At 74.8% G+C, this 21630-nt stretch carries 20 protein-coding genes; 12 read left to right on the top strand and 8 right to left on the bottom strand.

The window, feature by feature from the left end:
• The first annotated feature begins 26 nt into the window (after window positions 1-26).
• Both selD and F7P10_RS00940 read left to right on the top strand, forming a co-directional pair.
• A complete protein-coding gene (gene selD, locus F7P10_RS00945) occupies window positions 27-1016 on the top strand; it encodes a selenide, water dikinase SelD (protein ID WP_151007627.1) in 990 nt (329 codons plus the stop codon).
• 181 nt (window positions 1017-1197) lie between these two features.
• Entirely contained in the window at window positions 1198-1467 is a 270-nt protein-coding gene (locus F7P10_RS00940) for a GlsB/YeaQ/YmgE family stress response membrane protein (protein WP_151007626.1), read from the top strand.
• Here the strand turns inward: F7P10_RS00940 and F7P10_RS00935 are convergent.
• Window positions 1464-3350, bottom strand: coding sequence for a propionyl-CoA synthetase (locus tag F7P10_RS00935; RefSeq protein ID WP_151007625.1), 1887 nt, complete (start codon window positions 3348-3350; stop codon window positions 1464-1466). The two genes, F7P10_RS00940 and F7P10_RS00935, sit on opposite strands and share 4 nt — an antisense overlap.
• Window positions 3351-3462: 112 nt before the next feature.
• Complete coding sequence (locus tag F7P10_RS00930) at window positions 3463-4917, bottom strand: MFS transporter (RefSeq protein ID WP_151007624.1); 1455 nt, start codon at window positions 4915-4917, stop codon at window positions 3463-3465.
• Between the two features lie 278 nt (window positions 4918-5195).
• On the opposite strand from F7P10_RS00930, the gene F7P10_RS00925 reads away from it, so the two are divergent.
• From F7P10_RS00925 to F7P10_RS00915, 3 genes are all read left to right on the top strand, one after another.
• The gene (locus F7P10_RS00925) at window positions 5196-7103 is read left to right on the top strand and encodes a SelB C-terminal domain-containing protein (protein WP_254716338.1); all 1908 of its coding nucleotides are present in this window, start codon (window positions 5196-5198) and stop codon (window positions 7101-7103) included.
• An 88-nt stretch (window positions 7104-7191) separates the two neighbouring features.
• Window positions 7192-8385, top strand: coding sequence for an RtcB family protein (locus F7P10_RS00920; protein ID WP_151007623.1), 1194 nt, complete (start codon window positions 7192-7194; stop codon window positions 8383-8385).
• 3 nt (window positions 8386-8388) lie between these two features.
• Entirely contained in the window at window positions 8389-9471 is a 1083-nt protein-coding gene (locus F7P10_RS00915) for a TfoX/Sxy family DNA transformation protein (protein ID WP_151007622.1), read from the top strand.
• On the opposite strand, the gene F7P10_RS00910 is transcribed toward F7P10_RS00915, so the two are convergent.
• Entirely contained in the window at window positions 9431-10255 is an 825-nt protein-coding gene (locus tag F7P10_RS00910) for an alpha/beta hydrolase (RefSeq protein ID WP_151007621.1), read from the bottom strand. The genes F7P10_RS00915 and F7P10_RS00910 overlap by 41 nt on opposite strands.
• Before the next feature lie 166 nt (window positions 10256-10421).
• On the opposite strand from F7P10_RS00910, the gene moaA reads away from it, so the two are divergent.
• Genes moaA through F7P10_RS00895 form a run of 3 tightly spaced genes read left to right on the top strand, consistent with a single transcriptional unit; the run spans window position 10422 to window position 12652 of the window.
• Window positions 10422-11411, top strand: a complete 990-nt coding sequence (gene moaA / locus F7P10_RS00905) for a GTP 3',8-cyclase MoaA (protein WP_151007620.1) — start codon at window positions 10422-10424, stop codon at window positions 11409-11411.
• Between the two features lie 12 nt (window positions 11412-11423).
• A complete protein-coding gene (locus tag F7P10_RS00900) occupies window positions 11424-12269 on the top strand; it encodes a molybdenum cofactor guanylyltransferase (protein WP_368077448.1) in 846 nt (281 codons plus the stop codon).
• Between the two features lie 56 nt (window positions 12270-12325).
• Window positions 12326-12652 carry a DUF6457 domain-containing protein gene (locus F7P10_RS00895; RefSeq protein ID WP_151007619.1) on the top strand — a complete coding sequence of 109 codons (327 nt, stop codon included), beginning with the start codon at window positions 12326-12328 and terminating at the stop codon, window positions 12650-12652.
• A gap of 22 nt (window positions 12653-12674) precedes the next feature.
• Here F7P10_RS00895 and F7P10_RS00890 read toward each other — a convergent pair whose 3' ends face one another.
• Entirely contained in the window at window positions 12675-12911 is a 237-nt protein-coding gene (locus F7P10_RS00890; RefSeq protein WP_151007618.1) for a hypothetical protein, read from the bottom strand.
• Between the two features lie 65 nt (window positions 12912-12976).
• Between F7P10_RS00890 and F7P10_RS00885 the strand changes: the two genes are divergently transcribed.
• Window positions 12977-14383, top strand: coding sequence for a DHA2 family efflux MFS transporter permease subunit (locus tag F7P10_RS00885; protein ID WP_254716337.1), 1407 nt, complete (start codon window positions 12977-12979; stop codon window positions 14381-14383).
• Here the strand turns inward: F7P10_RS00885 and F7P10_RS00880 are convergent.
• Both F7P10_RS00880 and F7P10_RS00875 read right to left on the bottom strand, forming a co-directional pair.
• The gene (locus F7P10_RS00880; protein WP_151007616.1) at window positions 14380-15729 is read right to left on the bottom strand and encodes an NAD(P)/FAD-dependent oxidoreductase; all 1350 of its coding nucleotides are present in this window, start codon (window positions 15727-15729) and stop codon (window positions 14380-14382) included. The two genes, F7P10_RS00885 and F7P10_RS00880, sit on opposite strands and share 4 nt — an antisense overlap.
• A complete protein-coding gene (locus F7P10_RS00875; protein ID WP_151007615.1) occupies window positions 15719-16555 on the bottom strand; it encodes a tryptophan 2,3-dioxygenase in 837 nt (278 codons plus the stop codon). Before F7P10_RS00875 ends, F7P10_RS00880 begins: the two co-directional genes overlap by 11 nt.
• Before the next feature lie 147 nt (window positions 16556-16702).
• Between F7P10_RS00875 and F7P10_RS00870 the strand changes: the two genes are divergently transcribed.
• From F7P10_RS00870 to F7P10_RS00860, 3 genes are all read left to right on the top strand, one after another.
• Window positions 16703-17167, top strand: a complete 465-nt coding sequence (locus F7P10_RS00870; protein WP_151007614.1) for a helix-turn-helix transcriptional regulator — start codon at window positions 16703-16705, stop codon at window positions 17165-17167.
• A 5-nt stretch (window positions 17168-17172) separates the two neighbouring features.
• Complete coding sequence (locus tag F7P10_RS00865; RefSeq protein WP_151007613.1) at window positions 17173-17583, top strand: VOC family protein; 411 nt, start codon at window positions 17173-17175, stop codon at window positions 17581-17583.
• 74 nt (window positions 17584-17657) lie between these two features.
• Window positions 17658-20042 carry an excinuclease ABC subunit UvrA gene (locus F7P10_RS00860; RefSeq protein WP_151007612.1) on the top strand — a complete coding sequence of 795 codons (2385 nt, stop codon included), beginning with the start codon at window positions 17658-17660 and terminating at the stop codon, window positions 20040-20042.
• Window positions 20043-20078: 36 nt separating this feature from the next.
• Here the strand turns inward: F7P10_RS00860 and F7P10_RS00855 are convergent, their stop codons facing one another.
• Both F7P10_RS00855 and fabG read right to left on the bottom strand, forming a co-directional pair.
• Window positions 20079-20573, bottom strand: a complete 495-nt coding sequence (locus F7P10_RS00855; RefSeq protein WP_151007611.1) for a MarR family transcriptional regulator — start codon at window positions 20571-20573, stop codon at window positions 20079-20081.
• A gap of 277 nt (window positions 20574-20850) precedes the next feature.
• Window positions 20851-21621, bottom strand: coding sequence for a 3-oxoacyl-ACP reductase FabG (gene fabG / locus F7P10_RS00850; RefSeq protein WP_151007610.1), 771 nt, complete (start codon window positions 21619-21621; stop codon window positions 20851-20853).
• Between the last annotated feature and the right edge of the window lie 9 nt (window positions 21622-21630).

Here is a 21630-nt window from a genome sequence, read left to right as displayed (position 1 = left end):
GCGGTAGTTGTGCATTAAATTTCCCGGTGACCCCCCTCGCCCGCACCGCCCGCCTCACCCAGTACGCCCACGGCGGCGGCTGTACCTGCAAGATTCCCCCGGGCGAGCTGGAACGGGTGGTGGCCGGGCTCACCGGCGGCGGGCCGCTGCTGGCCGGCGGCGAGGACGGCGACGACGCCGCGGCGGTGCTCGTCGCGGACGGGCGGGCCGTGCTGTCCACCGCCGACTTCTTCTCCCCGATCGTCGACGACCCCTACGACTGGGGCCGGATCGCCGCCGCCAACGCGCTCTCCGACATCTACGCCATGGGCGGCGAGCCGCTGATGGCGCTGAACCTGCTGGCCTGGCCGGGCGACCTGCTGCCCGGCGACCTCGCCCGCGAGGTCCTGCGCGGCGGCCGGGACGTCGCGGCCGCCGCGGGCTGCCCCATCGCCGGCGGGCACAGCATGGACGATCCCGAGCCCAAGTACGGCCTCGCCGTCACCGGCGTCGCCGACCCGGACCGGCTGCTGCGCCTCGACGCGGGCCGGGCCGGCGTCCCGCTGACGCTGACCAAGCCGCTCGGGCTCGGCGTCCTCAACGCCCGGCACAAGGCGACGGGCGAGACGTTCCCGCAGGCCGTGCAGACCATGACCGGGCTGAACGACGCCGCCGCGCGGGCCGCGCTGGACGCCGGCGTCCGGTGCGCCACCGACGTCACCGGGTTCGGGCTGCTCGGCCACCTGTTCAAGCTGGCGCGGGCGTCCGGCGTCACCGCGGTCGTCGACGCCGCCGCCGTCCCGTACCTGGACGGCGCCCGCGAAGCCGTCCGGGACGGGTTCGTCCCCGGCGGCACGCGCCGCAACCTGTCCTGGGTGTCGCCGCACACCGGCTTCCGCCGGATCGGCGAGGAGGAGCGGCTGCTGCTGGCCGACGCCCAGACGTCCGGCGGGCTGCTGGTCGCGGGCGAGATCCCCGGCGCCCCGGTGATCGGCGAACTGGTGCCGCGCGGCCGCCGCGCGCTCGTGGTGCGGTAGCCGATCTTTGGGTAGGACCCCCGTCGCGGTGATCGGGGGCGATCGGGGGAGGCCGCATGGCGGGCACGTCCGTCCGCGGGGAGCGCGCGTTCCGCGGCCGTCCCCGGGGCCTCGCCACGCCGTTCCCCACCGGGACGCGGGAACGGTGCGGCGGGCGCGCCGCGCGCCCGCGGGGGCGCGCATGACCATCGCCGGGAGCATCGCCGCCATCGTGCTGGGCGCCCTCGTCGGCGCCCTCGGCCGCCTGCTCGTGCGCGGGCGGCCGAGCATGCCGGCGTGGGCGACGATCGCGGTCGGCGTCGTCGCGGCCTTCGCCGGGACGGGCCTGTTCGGCATGTTCGGGCCAGAGGAGGCGACCTGGGACGTGCGGCAGGCGGCGGTGCAGGTCGGCACCGCGATCATCGCCGTCGTGCTGGTCGCCGCGTGCTGGCCCGCCGGCCACGGACGCTAGGACCCCGGCGGGTTCAGCACCGGGCGCAGGCCGTCCAGCACCTCCGGGTCCTCGATCGTGGACGGCACGGGCACGTCCCGGCCGTCGGCGATCCCGCGCATCGCGGCCCGCAGGATCTTCCCCGAGCGCGTCTTCGGCAGCGCCGGGACGACCGTGACCTCCTTGAGCGCGGCGACCGGGCCGACCTGGTCGCGCACCAGCCGCACCAGCTCGGCGGCCAGCTCGTCCTCCTCGGCCAGGACGCCGCTCTTGAGCACCACCAGCGCCCGCGGCACCTGCCCCTTCAGCGCGTCCCGCACGCCGATGACCGCGCACTCCGCCACCGCCGGGTGCGCCGCGATGACCTCCTCCATCGTCCCGGTGGACAGCCGGTGCCCGGCGACGTTGATCACATCGTCGGTGCGGCCCATCACCCACACGTAGCCGTCCTCGTCGATCCGGCCGCCGTCTCCGGTCAGGTAGTAGCCCGGACGCTTGTCGAGGTACGCCTCGACGAACCGCTCGTCGTCCTGCCACAGCGTCGGCAGCGTCCCGGGCGGCAGCGGCAGCCGCAGCGCGATGTCGCCGTCCTCGCCGGGCGGCAGCGGCGCGCCGTCCGGGCCGAGGATCCGCACGTCGTACCCCGGCACCGGCACCGACGGCGACCCCGGCTTCACCGGCATCGGCTCCAGCCCGCGCAGGTTCGCCACGATCGGCCACCCGGTCTCGGTCTGCCACCAGTGGTCCACGACGGGACGCTCCAGCATCCGCTCCGCCCAGTGGCAGGTGTCGGGATCGAGCCGCTCCCCGGCCAGGAACAGCGCGTCGAACCCCGCCAGGTCGCGCCCGCCGAGCAGCGCGCCGTCCGGGTCCTCCTTCTTGATCGCCCGGATCGCGGTCGGCGCCGTGAACAGCACCTTCACCCGGTGCCGCTCCACCACGCGCCAGAACGCGCCCGCGTCGGGCGTCCCGACCGGCTTCCCCTCGTACAGGACGGTCGTGCAGCCGGTGAGCAGCGGCGCGTACACGATGTAGGAGTGCCCGACGACCCAGCCGACGTCGGACGCGGCCCAGAAGACGTCGCCGGGGCCCACGCCGAACACGTTCTCCATCGACCAGCGCAGCGCCACCGCGTGCCCGCCGTTGTCGCGGACCACGCCCTTCGGCCGCCCCGTCGTCCCCGACGTGTACAGGATGTACAGGGGATCGGTGGCGGCGACGGGGACGCACTCGGCGGGCTCGGCGCCCGCGACCGCCTCGTCCCACGTGACGTCCCGCGGCCGCTGCAGGTCGGCGTGCAGCTGCTCGCGCTGCAGGAGCACGCACCGTTCCACCTTGTGCCGGGCCAGGTCGAGGGCCTCGTCGAGCAGCGGCTTGTACGGTACGATCCGCGCGCCCTCGATGCCGCAGGAGGCCGACACCACCGCCTTCGGGCGGGCGTCGTCGATCCGGACGGCCAGCTCGCGTGCGGCGAACCCGCCGAACACGACCGAGTGCACCGCGCCGAGCCGGGCGCACGCCAGCATCGCGATCACGGCCTCGGGCACCATCGGCATGTAGACGATCACCCGGTCGCCGCGGTCGACGCCCTGCGCGCGCAGCGCCCCCGCGAACCGCGCCGTCAGCTCGGTCAGTTCCCGGTAGGTGTAGGTCCGCTCCGCCCCGGTGACCGGGCTGTCGTAGATCAGCGCGGCCTGGTCGCCGCGGCCCTCCTCGACATGCCGGTCGAGGGCGTTGTCGCAGGTGTTGAGCTCACCGCCGGTGAACCAGCGGTAGAAGGGCGGCGCGCCGTCGTCCAGCACCCGGTCCGGCGGGACGAGCCAGCGGACGTCCCGCGCCGCCAGCCCCCAGAAACGGGTCGGGTCGGCGATGCTCCGTTCGTACGCGGCGGCGTAGGCGCCCATCTGGTCCTCCCGTGCGGGTCCCCGGCCCCGATCCGCGTACCGGGGCGCACGTCGGTAGGGCCGCACACCTATAGGGCACGGAGCGGGCGCGGTTCGTCAAGGCCCCGCGCCGTCAGAGCACCGCGCCGTCCCGGGGGTGGCGCAGCCCGTTCGCGACGGCGACGGCCGCGGCCAGCACCGCCCCCGCCCCCACGATCCAGAAGGACACCTCGTACGCGCCGAGCGCCGGGACGTCGGTGCCGCCGATCACCACGCCGGCCAGGATCGCGGCGGTCACCGCGCCCGCGATGCTGCCGCCGCCCACCCGGACCAGCGAGTTGATGCCGCTGGCGATGCCGCTCTGGTCCATCGGGACATGCTGCACCGCGAGCGTCCCGAGCGCCGCGTACGCCACCCCGAACCCCAGGCCCTGGATGGCGCTGAAGATCAGCATGTCGATGACGCGGGTGTTGAACACGGCGAGCCAGAAGTAGCTCAGCGCGGCGAACCCCGCGCCCGCCGCGAGCGTGTAGGCGGGGCCGATCAGCCTGCTGATCCGCCCCGACTGCGTCGACGACAGCAGCATCGTCGCCGTGCTCGGCAGCATGTACAGGCCCACGTGCAGGACCGTGCCGTCCAGCCCGTACCCGACCAGGTCGGGATCCGCCTGGACGAACGATGCGATCAGCGTGAACGCCGCGAACATCGAGAATCCGAGCAGCGCGGACGCGACGTTCGCCGACAGCGACCGCGGTCCGACCAGCAGCGACAGCCGCACCAGCGGCTCCCGCACGCGCAGCTCCACGACCGTCCACACCGCGCACAGCGCCAGCGCCCCGCCGAAAAGCCCGAGCACCCCCGCCGACGTCCAGCCCCACGCGTTGCCCTGGCTGATGCCGAGCAGCAGGCACACCAGCCAGGCCGCCAGCAGCACCGCGCCCGGCACGTCCGGACGGCCGCCCGCGCGGGCGCCGACGTCGCGCGCGGTCACCGTGATCAGCACCAGCGCGAACGCGCCGAGCCCCGCGGCGATCCAGAACACCGGGCGGTGGCTGGTGGTGCGGTCGGCGATCAACCCGGTCACGATCATCCCGATGCCGCCGCCGACGCCCATCGTGGCGCTCACCACCCCGATCGCCGTGGTGATCCGGTCGCGCGGGAACGTGTCGCGGATCATGCCGATCGCGAGCGGGACCATCGCCGACGACACGCCCTGCAGCGCCCGTCCGGCGATGAGCGTCCCGAGCGTCCCGGACGCCGCGCACAGCACCGACCCGATGATCAGCAGCACCAGGGCCAGCACGATCATCCGCTTCTTGCCGTACATGTCGCCGAACCGCGTCAGCAGCGGGGTGGCGACCGCGCCCGCCAGCAGCGAGGCGGTGAACACCCAGGTCACCGAGGTGACCGACGCGTCGAAGATGCCCATCAGCCGCGGCAGCAGCGGGATCACCAGGGTCTGCTGCACCGACACGACCATCCCGGCCGCCGCGAGCGCCAGCAGCGTCGGCGTCGTGTCCCGGGCCGCGGCGGGCGGCCGCGGCGTCGCGGCGGCCCGGCTGGGGACATCGGTGGGCGCGCCGGTCATGGGGGTCCTCCAGACGCTCCGGGCGAAGCGGGCACCCGGCACTGTAATTATTCAAACTAAGTATTAGCACTGTCCCGGACGCGACGATCGAGCGACGTCCGGTTTAGGCTTCCGCATCCGGAAAATCAGGACGGTGATGTTCGCGACGCGGCCCGCCCGCCCGTTCCGGTTTCGCGACGGGCGCGAACGTCCTTAGGGTTGCCTTCCGTGGACCCCGCTTTCGTGGCACTTCGTCTGCACGACCCCCTGGACCGCGGCACGGCCCGCCGGACCGCGTGATGCAGGTCCTCGCGACCGCCGGCCACGCCGCGCACGGCAAGTCCTCGCTCGTGCGCGCCCTGACCGGCATGGAGCCCAAGGAGCCCGGCCCGGCGCTCACCGGCACGGCCTGGACGCGCCTGCCGTCCGGCCGCCGCGTCGCGTTCGTGGACGTCCCCGGGGACCCGCGCTCGGTCCCGGCCGTCCTCGCCGGGCTCGCGCCCGCCCCGGCCGTGCTGCTGGCCGTCGGCGCCGACGAGGGCTGGATGCCGCAGTCGCAGGAGCACCTGGAGGCGGCCGCCGCGCTCGGCGTCCGCAGCGGAGTCCTGGCGATCACCCGCGCGGACGTCGCCGACCCCAAGATCGCGCTGCGGCAGGCCCGCGAGCGGCTCGCCGGGACCGCGCTCGCCGCCGCCGAGGCGGTCGCCGTCAGCACCGTCACCGGCACCGGGACCGCCGAGCTGGCCGCCGCCCTCGACCGCCTCGCGGGCCGCCTCCCCGTCCCCGACCCGGAGGCGCCCGTCCGGCTGTGGGTCGACCACGCGTTCACCGCGGGACGGCAGAGCGTCGTCACCGGCACCCTCGGCGCCGGCACGATCCGCGTCCACGACGAGCTCCTCCTCATGCCCGCGGGCGGGCGCGTCCGCGTCCGGACCATCGGATGCGCCGGGGAGCCCCGCGACGAGGTCGGCGGCGTGTCCCGCGTGGTGCTGACGCTGCGCGACGCGGGCCGGGTCGCGCCCGGCATGGCCCTGGTCGCCCCCGGCCGCTGGTCGCCGACGACCTGCGTGGACGTGCGCACCCGCTTCGGCGAGGCGTCCGGCCGGCTCGCCCGCCGGATGACCCTGCACGTCGGCGCCGCGGCCGTCCGGGTCGCGCTGCGCCCGCTCGGCCCCGACACCGCGCGCCTCACCCTCAACGCGCGCCTCGCGCTGCATGTCGGCGACACCGGGGTCCTGCGCGACCCCGAGCGCCGCACCCTCGCGGGCGTCAGCGTGCTCGACGTCCGCCCGCCGACCCTGGTGCGGCGCGGCGCCGGGCCCGCCCGCGCTCGCGAGCTGGCCTCCTGGCCCGACCGCCCGGACGGCGCCGTCGTGCTGCGCCGCCACGGCGTCCTGCGCCGCGCCGAACTCACCGGGATGGGCTGCGACGTCCCGGCGGACGCCGTCCCGCTGAACGGCGAGTGGGTCGCCGATCCCGCGCACTGGGACACCCTGCGCGACCGCCTCGCCGACGCGACGGCCCGGCACGCCGCCGAGCGCCCCGGGGCGCCGGGCCTGCCGCTGGAGACCGTCCGGCTCCGGCTCGGGCTCCCCGCCCGCGAGCTGGTCGCCATGCTCGCCCGGCCGCCGCTGCACGTCGAGGCCGGACGCGTCTACGGTCCGGCCGCCGCGCAGCCGGAACCCGCCCTCGAGTCGGAGTCCGAGTCCGAGTCGGAGTCCGAGCCCGCCTGCGAATCCGCCCGTGAGGCCGTCCGTGAGCCCGCCCGTGAGGCCGAGACGGCGCCCGAACCTGAACGTGAACTCCGGTCCGATCCCGAACCCGAGCCCGCCCCCGATGCCGAACCCGAACGCGAACCCGGACCCGCGGCCGAGCCCGAACCCGGCTGGGCGGGCGCGGTGGAGCGGCTGCGGGCCGACCTGGCCGGGGACCCGTTCGGCGCGCCCGCCGCCGAGCGGCTCGCCGAGCTGGGGCTGACCGGGGGCGCGCTCGCCGCCGCGGCGGACGCGGGCGCCGTGCTGCGGCTCGCCGACGGGGTCGTCCTGCTGCCCGGCGCCGACCGGGAGGCGCTGCGGATCCTGTCCGCGCTGCCGCAGCCGTTCACCCCAGCCCAGGCGGGCGAGGCGCTGGCCTCGTCCCGCCGCGTCGCCGTCGCGCTGCTGCGCCACCTGGACGGCCTGGGCCTGACCGAGCGCCGCGGCTCCTGACCCCCGGAACGCGGAAAACGGTTTGAAACCGTACCGGCGGATCTGGCGTCATAGATCACGGTTCGGATCCCCCGCAGAAGGAGAAGGAATGCCGTACCAGACCATGAAGGGCGGCCGCGTTCCGATCCGGATGTGGACCGACCCCGCCACGGTCGAGGACCAGGCCCTCGACCAGCTCCGCAACGTGTCCGCGCTGCCGTGGGTCGAGGGGCTCGCGGTGATGCCGGACGTCCACTACGGCAAGGGCGCGACCGTCGGCTCGGTGATCGCGATGAAGGACGCGGTGTCCCCGGCGGCCGTCGGCGTCGACATCGGCTGCGGGATGACCGCCGCGAAGTCGTCGCTGACCGTCGAGGACATGCCGGACGACCTGGCGGGCGTCCGCTCCCGGCTGGAGCGCGCGATCCCGGTCGGGCGCGGCTCGCACAAGGAGGCCGTCGACCCGTCCGCGCTGCCCGGCCTGAAGATGCGCGGCTGGTACGACTTCTGGAAGGACTTCGACGAGCTGCACCCGGCGGCGCACGCCAAGTTCGGCCGCGCCCGCCAGCAGATGGGCACGCTCGGCGGCGGCAACCACTTCCTCGAGCTGTGCGCGGACGACGACGGCGCGATCTGGCTCGTGCTGCACTCGGGGTCGCGCAACATCGGCAACGAGCTCGCCTCGCGGCACATCGAGGCGGCGCAGAAGCTGCCCCACAACCAGGACCTGCCCGACCCCGACCTCGCGGTCTTCCTCGCGGGCACCGTGAAGATGGACGCCTACCGGCACGACCTGTTCTGGGCGCAGGAGTACGCGCGGCGCAACCGGGCCGTCATGATGGCCCTCGCGCAGAACGTCGTCACCCAGCGGTTCGGCGAGAAGCGCTGCCGGTGGGACGAGGCCATCTCCTGCCACCACAACTACGTGGCGGAGGAGGAGTACGGCGGCGTCGAGCTGCTGGTCACCCGCAAGGGCGCGATCCGCGCGGGCGCCGGCGACCTCGGCATCATCCCGGGCTCCATGGCGACCGGGACGTACATCGTGCGCGGCCTCGGCAACGAGACCGCGTTCAACTCCGCGTCGCACGGCGCGGGCCGCAAGATGAGCCGGAACAAGGCCAGGAAGAACTTCACGGTCGAGGACCTCATCGCGCAGACGAAGGGCGTCGAGTGCCGCAAGGACGGCGGCGTCGTCGACGAGATCCCGGGCGCCTACAAGGACATCGAAGAGGTCATCGAGGCCCAGTCCGACCTGGTGGAGGTCGTCGCCCACCTGCGCCAGCTCGTCTGCGTGAAGGGCTGACCGGTGGCGGGCCGGACGGGGGCGGTGCAGCGGCCGGGCAACGCGCGGCGCGCGGGCGACGGACTGAAGCTGCACCGCCGCGCCGTCCGGCTGGACGGCCGGCCGTGCACGCTCGTGGGGCTGCGGCCGGGGACGGCCGTGCGGTTCGGCACGAACCGGTTCCACGGGACCTGGCACGTACTGTCGGACCGGCACGGCGCCCGCGTGCTCGGCCGGCTGCTGTGGGGCCTGTCCTACCAGGCGCGGCCGGGCACGCTGCTGGTCGTCGACCGGCCCTTCCTGGTCCCGACGCCGTTCGACGCCGACCCGCCCGACCCGATCGTGCTCGTCCCCGGCTGGTGCACCCCGTTCGGGCGGCGGGCCGCCCGCGACCTCGCGCGGCGGCTCCCGCTGCGCGCCGCACCGGACGGGACCGTCCGCTGGCGCACGCACGGCCTGGACGCCGCGCTCCGCGGCGAACCGGACCGGGGCCGCGACTCGTGGCGGTGGCCGGAGCGGAGCCGGATCGACCGGACGCACGGGCTGCTCGCGCTCGCGCCGTCCACTCCCCGCGAGGCTCGCCTGTGGGCGGTGGCCGCCGCCCGCCTCGACACGTCCGGACTCTACGACATGGACTACACGTACCTGGGGGAGTGGGATCACGGCCATCCCGGCGAGATCCAGGTGTTCCGCGACTTCCACCGGGACGTGAGCACGGCCCGGCGGGCGCGCGCCGAGATCCTCGCCGGGCCCGGCGCGCCCGCCGACGCCGCGGAGCTGCGCCCGCTGATCTGGCGGCGGCACGGCGCGATCGGGCGCGGCCGGTCCCGCCGGGTCCGCAACTGCCGCCCGCTCGGCCGCGCCGACGCCGCGGCGCTCGAGGCGGCGGGCGTGCAGACCCTCGACACCCTCGCGCGGATCGGCGCCGTCGAGGCCTACCTGCTCCTGCGGGACGCCCGGTGCCGTCCCGACGAGGCCCTGCTGTGGTCGCTGGAGGCCGCCGTCGCGGGCACCGGACCCGGCGACGTCCCGCCGGGCCGCCGCGCCGAACTGCTGCGCGAGCTCGCTACGCGGACGAGGCGGCCCGGTCGAGCACCCGGTCGATGAACGCGGTGACGTCCCCGAGGACCTCGTCCCGGTTCGTCTCGTTGAACACCTCGTGCCGGGCGCCCGGGTAGATCAGTTCGGTCAGGTCGCCGCCCCGCACCCTCTCGATGCCGCCGCGGGTGCCCTCCAGCGGGACGAGCCGGTCGTCGTCGCCGTGCACCCACAGCGTCGGCAGCGCACCGAGCGACCCGGTCTCGCCGATGCGCCGCAGGCACGCGTCCAGCGCCCGGACGGTCGCCTTCTTGAACGGGCCGTGCCACACCAGCGGGTCGGCGGTGTAGGCGGCGCCGACGGACGGGTCCCGCGACAGCGTCGCGGTGTCGATCGGCTCGTCCGGCATCTCGTCCAGGGGCAGCAGCTCGTCCACGGTCCGCCAGCGGCCGAGCACCGGCCCCGACAGCACCAGCGCCGTCAGGACGTCGCCGTGCGCCTGCGCGTACCGCGCCGCGATCATCCCGCCCATGGAATGGCCGATCAGCACGACCGGGAGCCCCGGATGGTCGTCGCGGGCCGCCTCCACGACCGTGTGCAGGTCCGCCACCACGTCCTCGTAGTCCTCCACCAGGACCCGTTCGCCCGCCGACCGCCCGTGCCCCATGTGGTCGGGGCCGCACACGGTCGCGCCGTGCCGCACCAGCGCGTCGGCGACGTGCTCGTACCGTCCGAGGTGCTCGCCGTAGCCGTGCGCGAGGACCGCGGCGTAGCGCGGGCCGTCCGCCGCCCAGATCCGTGCGGTCACCGCGCCCCGCACCCCCGCGAACTCCCACTCCCGTGCCTGCGCCACCCTGCCTCCCTCGCCGGTCCCGCCAGAGGATCATCAGGAGCACTACCCGCCGATCGAGCGATACCTCGATCGGATACCTCGAGCGGATACCGTGCCCCGCGGTGGAACGAATCGTCAATGTCCGCAATAGGCTGGGTGATCCACCTGACGTTGGAAAGGGGCGCCCGTGCTCGCCGACAGCTTCGGCCGCATCGCCACGGACCTGCGGGTCTCCCTCACCGACCGCTGCAACCTGCGCTGCTCGTACTGCATGCCGCCCGAGGGCCTGGACTGGCTGCCCAAGCCGGAGCTGCTCACCGACGACGAGGTCGTGCGGCTGGTCGCGCTGGGCGTCGAGCGGCTCGGCATCCGTGAGGTGCGCTACACCGGAGGCGAGCCGCTGCTGCGCCGCGGGCTGCCCGAGATCGTCCGCCGGACGGCCGCGCTGCGTCCGCGCCCGCAGGTCTCGCTGACCACCAACGGGATCGGCCTCGACCGGCTCGCCGCGCCGCTCGCCGACGCCGGGCTGGACCGGGTCAACGTCTCCCTCGACACCCTCGACCGGGCCACGTTCAAGCGGCTCGCGCACCGCGACCGGCTCGACGACGTGCTGCGCGGCCTCGCCGCCGCCCGCGCCGCCGGGCTGGCGCCCGTGAAGATCAACGCGGTGCTGATGCGCGGTGTCAACGACCACGAGGCCGTCCCGCTGCTGCGCTACTGCCTCGAGCACGGCTACCGGCTGCGGTTCATCGAGCAGATGCCGCTGGACGCCCAGCACGGCTGGACCCGCGACGACATGATCACCGCCGACGAGATCCTCGACCGGCTCGGCGCCGCGTTCGACCTCGCCCCCGAGGAACCGGACGAGCGCGGCAGCGCCCCCGCCGAGAGCTTCGTCGTCGCCGGCGGTCCCGCGACCGTCGGCGTGATCGGCTCGGTGACGCGCCCGTTCTGCGGTGCCTGCGACCGGGTGCGGCTCACCGCCGACGGGCAGATCCGCAACTGCCTGTTCGCCACCGAGGAGTCCAACCTGCGCGACGCGCTGCGGGACGGGGCGTCCGACGACGACCTCGCCGACCGGTGGCGGGCGGCGGTCCGCGCCAAGCGCGCCGGGCACGGCATCGACGACCCGTCCTTCCTGCAGCCCGCCCGTCCCATGTCGGCCATCGGGGGCTGAAGTGCCGGACCCGTGGGACGCGGTGCTCCTCGCCGGGGAGCGGCCCGCCGGTTCGGCGGCGCCGACAAGCCGGCGGCCCGCGTCGGGGGGCGCGCCCTCCTCGAACGCGTCGCCGCGGCCGCGTCCGGCGCGGACCGCCTCGTCGTGGTCGGCCCGGCCCGCGACGTCGCGGTGGACGCCGTCCGGGTGCGGGAGGACCCGCCCGGCGCGGGCCCCGTCCCCGCGCTGCGCGCCGGGCTCGCCGAGGTCCGCGCGCCGCGGGTCGCGCTGCTGGCCGCCGACCTTCCCTTCCTCGGGCCCGGCCACCTCGCCCGGCTGCTCGCCGCCCTCGCCGGTGCGGCGCCCGGTGCGGCGCCCGGTGCGGTGCTGGTGGACGAGGACGGCCGCGACCAGTGGCTCGCCGGATGCTGGCGCGCCGCACCGCTCCGCACGGCCCTCGACGCCTACGACGGGACGTCCCTGCGCGGGCTGCTGTCCCCCTCGGCCCGGCCCGCATCGCCCTGCCCGCCGGCGAGCGCCCACCCTGGTACGACTGCGACACCCCCGAAGACCTGGCCCGAGCCCGCGCCCTCACCGACCCCACCCCGCACTGACCCGCCCCGAGCCCCGCGTGCCGGGCCTTCGCGCCGGGCCGCCTGCCGGCCCCCGCCTGGCGGCCCCGCCGCCGGCCCCGCCTGGCGGTTTCGCGTACCGGGCTTTCCCGGGGCGGCGGGCGTCCCCGCTTCGCGGGGCGTCCCCCGTACCCGAGGCGGGCCGCGTCGCGGCGCCCGGCTTTCGCCGCCGCGTGACGGGCGGTGCGAACCCGGCGGCCGGAGCGGGCGCCGCGAGCGGAGGGCGCCCGCCTGGGACCGGCTTTGATCGTGGGAGAGTGGGCATCCACTCGGAATCGCTTGATGTCCGCGAAGGGAGAACCCATGTCCGTGCTCGAGGACTGGATGGACGCGGCGTGCCGCGAACTCGGCCTGGACCGGGGCGACATCGACCGTGACCTGGTGCTCGACCTCGCCCGGGACGTCGCGCACGGCGTCGCGCGTCCCGGCGCGCCGCTCACCGCCTTCCTGCTGGGCCTGGCGGTCGGCCGGGGCGCGCCCGCCCGGGACGCCGCCGCCCGCCTCACCGAACTGGCCGAGGGCTGGGACGCGGACGCCCCCGAGGCGGGCGCCCCCGAGGCGGGCGCGCCGCGGACGGCGCCGGACGACGTGCCGAAGCCGGCCGGCGAACCCGTCCTCGACGAGGCCTGACCCGCCCGGCGGGGCGGCACGGTCAGGCGCCGGACCCGTCCCGTTCGGCGACCGGCACGACGTCCTTGAGGAAGTCGCGGCGGTCGAGGAACGCCGACAGGCTCGCACGGTGCTCGTCGCAGGCCAGCCATATCTTCCGCCGGTCGGGCGTGTGGATCTTCGGGTTGTTCCACCGCAGCGCCCACACCGCGTCGGCGCGGCAGCCCTTGGCGGAGCACTGCAGGTCGTCGGGGCCGTTCTCCGGCGTCGAATCGGTCACCGGAGCAGCGTGGCACAGTCGGCCGCGCCGCGTTTGGCCCGATGATCTCCGGAAAGGACCGGCCAGTGCATTCCGACCGCGCCGCCGGGACGGTCCGGCGCTGGCCCGCGCTCTCCGTCTGTCTCGTCGCCGCCTTCATGACGCTGCTCGACGTGAGCATCGTCAACGTCGCGCTCCCCACGATCCGGGAGGGACTGCACACCTCGGAGGCGGGTCTGCAGTGGGTCGTGTCCGGGTACGCGCTGGCGTTCGGGCTCGTCCTGGTCCCGGCCGGACGGCTCGGCGACGCCCGCAGCCGCCGCGCCGTGTTCATGTTCGGGCTGGCGCTGTTCACGGTGGCCAGCGCGCTGGCGGGCGCCGCGCAGGGGAGCGGGTGGCTGATCGCCGCGCGGCTCCTGCAGGGGGTCGCGGGCGGCATCCTGAACCCGCAGGTGGCGGGCCTGATCCAGCAGCTTTTCCGGGGCGCCGAGCGGGGCCGGGCGTTCGGGGCCCTCGGGTCGGTGATCGGCCTGGCGACCGCCGCGGGCCCGCTGCTCGGCGGCGGCATCATCGCGCTGGCCGGGCCCGAGGAGGGCTGGCGATGGGTGTTCTACGTCAACGTGCCGGTGGGCGTGGCGGCCCTGTTCCTCGCGCGCTGGCTGCTGCCCGCCCCGGTCTACGGCGCACGGCAGGGGCTGGACCCCTTCGGGGTGCTGCTGCTGGGCGCGGGCGTGCTGTGCGTGCTGCTCCCGTTCGTCCAGCACCAGCAGTGGCAGGGCGCGCTCAAGTGGCTGCTGCTCCCGGCGGCCGCGGTCCTGATCGCGGCGTTCGTCGGGTGGGAGCGCCGCGCGCGGTCCCCGATGGTCGACCTCGAGCTGTTCCGGCTCCGGTCGTACGCGCTCGGCACGGTGATCGCGCTGCTGTTCTTCGCGGGCTTCACCGCGATCTTCTTCATCTTCACGCTGTACCTGCAGAACGGCCTCGGCTACAGCGCGCTCGGCGCCGGGCTGGCGATCAGCCCGTTCGCCGCCGGGTCGGGCGTGGCGTCCGCGCTCGGCGGGCGGGTCGTCGACCGGCTGGGCCGCCCGCTGGTGGCGGCCGGGCTCGGCGTCGTCGCCTTCGGGCTGGCGGCGGCGTGGCTCGCGGTCGAGCTGGTGCCGGGCGCGAACGTGGGATGGGCGACCGCGCTGCCGCTGCTCGTCGCGGGGTTCGGCACCGGGCTGGTCATCGCCCCGAACCAGACGATCACGCTGTCGGAGGTGCACCACGCCGAGGGCGGCAGCGCCGCCGGGGTCCTGCAGACCGGGCAGCGCGTCGGGACCGCCGCCGGGATCGCGTGGGTGGGGTCGGTGTTCTTCGAGAGCGTCGCCGGGACGGGCGACTGGGCCGCGGCGTTCCGGCACGGGCTCATCGTGATCCTGCTGTTCGTCCTCGCGGCGCTGGCGGCGGCCGCCGCCGACCTGGCGGGCGGCCGCCGCCGCGCGTCCGGCTAGCCGCCCGCGCGCACGCCGCGCAGCGCCGCGCGGACCGACAGGCCCGCGACGGCGGCCGCGCCGAGCAGGGCGCCGCCGAGGATCAGGTTCTGCCGCCTGATCCGGGCGGGGATCCGCGCGTACGGCATCGTCGAGAACGACACCAGCTCGTACCGGGAGACGTAGCGGCCCGCCAAGCGCCGCTCCAGCGCGTGCTGCGCCGCCTGCTTCGCCCGGTACACCGGCGACGACACCCGGTCGCGCATCTCGACGAAGTTGTCGAGCGCCATCTCGGCGATCGCGTCCGTGTTGGCCTTGCGCCTGTCCTGGTAGAGCGGCAGCGCGCGCGACCAGTCGCCGCCCGTCTCGTCCAGGCACCGGTCGATCTCGATGCAGTCCTCGAACGCGCAGTTGGCGCCCTGCCCGAAGAACGGGACGATCGCGTGCGCGGCGTCGCCGAGCAGCGCGACCGCCGCGCCCGCGCCCCGCCGCACCCACGGCTCGCACCGGACGGTCACCAGGGACCCGACCGGGTTGCGCTCGTAGTCGTCCACCAGGTCCGGCATCAGGGCCGCGACGTCCGGGTACCGCTCGGCGAAGTACGCGGTGACCGCGCCGGGCGTCCGCAGCGCCGCGAAGTCGCTCCGCGGCCAGAACAGCGTGCACGTGAACGACCGGTCGAGGTTCGGCAGCGCGATCATCATGGACGTCCCGCGCGGCCAGATGTGCAGCGCGTCCGGATCGAGCGCGAAGTCCCCGTCCCGGGGCGGGACGGTCAGCTCCTTGTAGGCGTGGTCGAGGAAGTCCGCGTCGTCGCGCGCCGGCTTCAGCGACCGCCGCACCGCGCTGAACGCCCCGTCCCCGGCCAGGATCACGCTCGCCGGCTCCGGCGCGGCGTCCTCGAGCAGCACCGCGCCCGCCTCGGCGTCCACGCCGGTGACGCGCTCGGCGAAGCGCAGGACGACGCCGGGCGTCGCCTCGGCGGTGTCGAGCAGGAACCGGTTCAGCTCCGTGCGGCTGATCGAGTTGATGGCGCGGGCCCCGTCCGCGCTGTACGGCTGGAAGTTCGGGGCGCCGCCCGCCGGGTGCACCATCCGGCCGTGCATCGGCAGCGCGCCCTCGAGCGCCGTTTCGCGCAGCCCGACCCGTTCCAGCGCCGCGAGGCCGCGCGCCGAGATCGCCAGGTTGATCGACCGGCCCCGTTCGGCGCCCGCGACGCGCGGGTCGGGTCGCCGCTCGTACACCGTCGCCCCGATGCCGCGCCGCCCCAGCAGCACCGCCAGCAGGCACCCGGCCAGCCCGGCGCCGACGATCGCGACGCGCTCGCCGGCCGCGCCCGCTCCCGCGTTCACGGCGTCACCCGTCATGCGCCGCGCCCTTCGCGGGCCGGGCGTCCCCCGCCGGCTCCGTCTGCGAGTCCGTCTGCGAGCGGACCTCCCACAGGTCGGGGAAGGCGGGCGCGAACAGCGTGGCGCGCAGGTAGTCGGCACCCGCCGAACCGCCGGTGCCGATCTTCGCGCCGATCGTCCGCTCCACCATCTTCAGGTGCCGGTACCGCCACTCCTGGACGCCCTCGTCGACGTCGACGAGCGCCTCGCAGACCTCGGCGGCCGGGCCGCTCTCGTCCGCGTACACCTCCAGCAGCGCCCGCTGCACCCGCGGGTCCGGCTCCCACGGCCGGGAGAAGTCGCGCTCCAGCGCCGCCGCGGGGATCGCGTGCCCGCGCCCGGCGAGGTAGCGCAGCAGCGAGTCCAGCAGGGACGGCCGGGACGCCGCCGCGCGGAGCCGCTCGTCCCCGCGCAGGTCCGACGCGGGGAACCCGCGCCGCCCGAGGACCGCCTCGAGCTCGCGGAACTGCGCGCTCTGGAAGCCGCTCGAGGTGCCGAGTTCGTCGCGGAACGCGGCGAACTGCCGGGGCGTCATCGTCTCCAGCACGTCCAGCTGCCCGACCACCGTTTTGAGGATCTTGGCGATCCGGCGCGCGGTGTGCAGCGAACCCCCGCTGTTGCCCTCCTCCAGCCGGCGCTGCAGCAGCTCGGCCTCGTGCAGGATCTGCTTGAACCACAGCTCGTACACCTGGTGGATGATCACGAACAGCAGCTCGTCGTGCGCGCCCGTCCTGGGCGCCTGGCACGACAGCAGCCGGTCGAGCCGCAGGTACCCGCCGTACGTCATCGTCGGCGAATCCGCCATCACCGCCTCCTTGCGATACACGGACGTGACCGCAGCATATGGGAACGCCCATCGGGGTCCGGTCCCCCGATAAGAACCACATACCCGGCATAGCGGTCGCATGTGGTGCCGTTCCGGTTCGTCGCCGGCGTGTGGCACGATCGAGCCGTGACCAGTGGACCCGCCGCCGACCAGCGGCTGAGCGAGCTCGCCCGGCTGCGCCGCGTCCGCGACCGGATCGACCGCGAGTACGCCCGCCCGCTGGACGTCGAGGCCCTCGCGCGCGGCGCGAACATGTCGGCCGGGCACCTGAGCCGCCGGTTCCGCAAGGCCTACGGCGAGTCGCCGTACAGCTACCTGATGACGCGGCGGATCGAGCGGGCTATGGCGCTGCTGCGCCGCGGCGACCTCAGCGTCACCGACGTCTGCTTCGCGGTGGGCTGCTCGTCGCTGGGCACCTTCAGCACGCGCTTCACCGAACTGGTCGGGGTGCCGCCGAGCGTCTACCGCCGCGAGGTCGCCGGGCGGACCGCCCCGGTCCTGGAGCAGGGCATGCCGTCCTGCCTGGCCAAGCAGGTCACGAGACCTGTCAGGAATCGAGAAGCGCCCGCACCCGGGCCGCGCCTACCGTGACGGTCATGGACATCGACATCCACGCGAGCTTCCTCCCGCACGACGACCCCGACGCGGCCCTCACGTTCTACCGCGACGCACTGGGCTTCGAGGTCCGCAAGGACGTCGGCTACGAGGGGATGCGCTGGATCACGGTCGGCCCGCCCGGACGGCCCGGCACGTCCATCGTGCTGTACCCGCCGGCCGCCGACCCGGGCGTCACCGAAACCGAGCGCCGCGTGATCGCCGAGATGATGGCCAAGGGCACCTTCGCGAGCGTCCTGCTCGCCACCGCGGACCTCGACGGCGTGTTCGACCGGCTGCAGGCCGGGGACGCCGAGGTCGTCCAGGAACCGGCCGACCAGCCCTACGGGGTCCGCGATTGCGCCTTCCGCGACCCCGCGGGCAACCTGGTCCGCATCCAGGAAGTGCGCTGAGCCGTCCGGCGCGCGGCCGCGCGAGCGCCGCGCGGGGCCGAACCACCGATCAGGCAGTGACCCATGGAGACACGATGAGCATCGACCCGAGGACCGAAGAGCGGCCGCAGGCCGCCGACAGTCACGATCTGATCCGCGTGCACGGCGCGCGCGTCAACAACCTCAAGGACGTGACCGTCGAGATCCCCAAGCGCCGCCTGACGGTGTTCACCGGGGTCTCCGGCTCGGGCAAGAGCTCGCTGGTGTTCGGCACGATCGCCGCGGAGTCGCAGCGGCTGATCAACGAGACCTACAGCGCCTTCGTGCAGGGCTTCATGCCGACGATGGCGCGGCCCGAGGTGGACGTGCTCGACGGCCTGACGACCGCGATCATCGTCGACCAGGAGCGGATGGGCGCCGACCCGCGCTCCACGGTCGGCACCGCCACCGACGCCAACGCGATGCTGCGGATCCTGTTCAGCCGGCTCGGCGAGCCGCACATCGGCCCGCCCGCCGCGTACGCCTTCAACGTCCCGTCGGTCCGGGCGAGCGGCGCGATCACGGTCGAGCGCGGCGGCAAGAGCAAGGCCGAGAAGGCGACGTTCAGCCGCACCGGCGGCATGTGCACGGGCTGCGAGGGCCGGGGCCGGGTCACCGACTTCGACCTCACCGAGCTCTACGACGACTCGAAGTCGATCGCCGAGGGGGCGTTCACCATCCCCGGCTGGAAGTCGGACAGCTGGTGGACGGTGCGGACGTACGCCGAGTCGGGCCTGCTCGACGCGGACAAGCCGATCCGCGAGTTCACCGAGAAGGAGATGCGCGACTTCCTCTACCACGAGCCGTTCAAGGTGAAGGTCGAGGGAGTGAACCTCACCTACGAGGGGCTCATCCCCAAGCTCCAGAAGTCGTTCCTGTCCAAGGACCGGGAGGCGATGCAGCCGCACATCCGCGCGTTCGTCGACCGGGCGGTCACTTTCACCACCTGCCCCGAGTGCGACGGCACCCGGCTCACCGAGGCCGCCCGCTCGTCCAGGATCGCCGGGATCAGCATCGCCGACGCCTGCGCGATGCAGATCAGCGACCTGGCCGAGTGGGTCCGCGGGCTCGGCGAGCCGTCGGTGGCGCCGCTGCTCACCGCGCTGCAGCGGACGATGGACTCGTTCGTGGAGATCGGGCTGGGGTACCTCTCCCTCGACCGGCCGGCGGGCACCCTGTCGGGCGGGGAGGCGCAGCGCACCAAGATGATCCGCCACCTCGGCTCGTCCCTCACCGACGTCACCTACGTCTTCGACGAGCCGACCATCGGGCTGCACCCGCACGACATCCAGCGGATGAACGGCCTGCTGCTGCGGCTGCGGGACAAGGGGAACACGGTGCTCGTCGTCGAGCACAAGCCGGAGACGATCGCGATCGCCGACCACGTGGTCGACCTCGGTCCCGGCGCGGGCACCGCGGGCGGCACCGTCTGCTTCGAGGGCGACGTGGAGGGGCTGCGGAGCGGCGACACCGTCACCGGCCGCCACTTCGACGACCGGGCCGTCCTGAAGGGGAAGGTCCGCGAGCCCACCGGCACGCTGGAGATCCGGGGCGCGGCGGCGCACAACCTGCGCGACGTCGACGTCGACATCCCCCTCGGCGTGCTGACGGTGATCACCGGCGTCGCCGGGTCCGGCAAGAGCTCCCTCGTGCACGGCTCGATCCCGGCCGGGGCGGGCGTGGTGGCGGTCGACCAGGGCGCGATCAAGGGGTCGCGGCGGAGCAACCCGGCGACCTACACCGGGCTGCTCGAGCCGATCCGCAAGGCGTTCGCGAAGGCCAACGGCGTGAAGCCGGCGCTGTTCAGCGCCAACTCCGAGGGCGCCTGCCCCGAGTGCAAGGGCGCCGGGGTGATCTACACCGACCTGGCGATGATGGCGGGGGTGGCCACCATCTGCGACGTGTGCGAGGGCAGGCGGTTCGCGGCGGCGGTCCTGGACTACCGGTTCGGCGGCCGCGACATCAGCGAGGTGCTCGGGATGTCGGTCGCCGACGCCGAGGAGTTCTTCGGCGCGGGCGAGGGCCGGATCCCGGCGGCGCACAAGATCCTGCGGCGGCTCGCCGACGTCGGGCTGGGCTACCTCACCCTCGGCCAGCCGCTCACGACGCTGTCGGGCGGCGAGCGGCAGCGGCTCAAGCTGGCGGTCCACATGGCCGAGAAGGGCGGCGTGTACGTCCTCGACGAGCCGACCTCGGGCCTTCACCTCGCCGATGTCGAGCAGCTGCTGGGCCTGCTCGACCGGCTCGTCGAGTCCGGCAAGTCGGTCATCGTCGTCGAGCACCACCAGGCGGTCATGGCGCACGCCGACTGGATCATCGACCTCGGTCCGGGCGCGGGGCACGACGGCGGCCGGATCGTCTTCGAGGGCACTCCCGCCGACCTCGTCGCCGCCCGCTCCACCGTGACCGGCGAGCACCTCGCCGCCTACGTGGGCGCCTGACCGGGACGTCCGCCCGGCCTCGACCCGTCCCGCCGGTCAGCCGTCGACGTCGCCGGTGATGCGGCGGACGGGGTGGAGCGCGGCGCGGATGGCGGCGGCGCCGTCGGCGGGAAGGTCGGCTATCCCGAAGCCGGCGTCGTTGAGCGCGGCCGTGGCCTCCTCGGCGAGGTCGCGGCCCGCGGGGGAGATGGTCGCCAGGACGACGCGGCGGTCGTCGGGGGAGGGGGCGCGGCCGACGAGGCCGCGCCGCTCGAGGCGTCCGATCACGTTGGTGACCGACGCCGGGTGGACCATGAGGCGGGTGCCCATCTTGCCCATCGGCAGGGTGCCGGAGCGGGTGAACGCGAGCAGCCGCAGCGCCTCGTAGGCGGCGAACGTGAGGCCGTACGGCTTCAGGACGGCCTCGATCCGGCTCAGCAGCAGCTGCTGGGCGCGCATCACCGAGGTGACGGCCGCCATGTGGTCGGCGTGCTCGGGCCAGCGGGCGCTCCACTGGCGATGGGCTTCGGCGATGGGATCGGGGGCCTGCATCGCATCACCGTATGCCGTCTCGACCTGATCGCGCACGGAAACTAATTTAGCTCCCAAATATTGGATGCCCAAGGTTCGATGGAGGCGGAGGCCGGCCGCCGGAGCGGCCGGATCGCGCGCGGCACCGACCGGGTCCGGCGCGGCATCATCGCCGAACGCGTCCTCGGGCCGCCCCGGTGACGGCCGCGGGCCCCGGCCGCACGGGCGGCCGGGGCCCGCGAGGGGCACGGCGGCAGGGCGGCCGCGGGAAGGCCCGGTCAGCCGCGGGAAGGCCCGGTCAGCCGCGGGGTCCGCCCGCCACGTAGATGACCTGGCCGGAGACGAACGAAGCGTCGTCGCTCACGAGGAACGCGACGGTTCCGGCGATGTCCTCGGGGCGGCCGACGCGGCGCACCGGGATCTGCTTGGCGGCCCCGGTCTTGAACGCCTCGAAGTCGACGCCGACGCGGGCGGCGGTCGCGGCGGTCATCTCGGTCTCGATGAAGCCCGGTGCGATCGCGTTCGCGGTGATCCCGAACTTGCCGAGCTCGATCGCGAGGGTCTTGGTGAACCCCTGCAGGCCGGCCTTGGCGGCCGAGTAGTTGACCTGCCCGCGGTTGCCGAGCGCAGACGTCGACGACAGGTTCACGATGCGGCCCCACCCGGCCGCGGTCATGTGGTCCTGCGCGGCGCGGCTCATCAGGAACGACCCCCGCAGGTGCACCGACATGACGGAGTCCCAGTCGTCCTCGGTCATCTTGAACAGCAGGTTGTCGCGGGTGATGCCGGCGTTGTTCACCAGCACCACGGGCGGGCCCAGCTCGGCCGCGATCCGCGCGACGGCGGCGGTGACGGCGGCGGAGTCGGCGACGTCGACGCCCACGGCGAGCGCCGTCCCGCCCTGCCCGGCGATCGTGTCGACGGTGCCCTGGCAGGCGGTCTCGTCGAGGTCGCAGACGGCGACGGCGAAGCCCTCGCGGGCCAGCCGGACGGCGGTGGCGGCGCCGATGCCGCGCGCGGCCCCGGTGACGACGGCGACCCTGGATCCGGTCTCGGCGGTGTCGGTCATGGTGGCCCT

It is taken from the genome of Actinomadura sp. WMMB 499 (assembly GCF_008824145.1).
Classification (GTDB): domain Bacteria; phylum Actinomycetota; class Actinomycetes; order Streptosporangiales; family Streptosporangiaceae; genus Spirillospora.
Note: the sequence above shows the minus strand (reverse complement) of the source record. Positions and strands in the feature narration are given on the sequence as shown.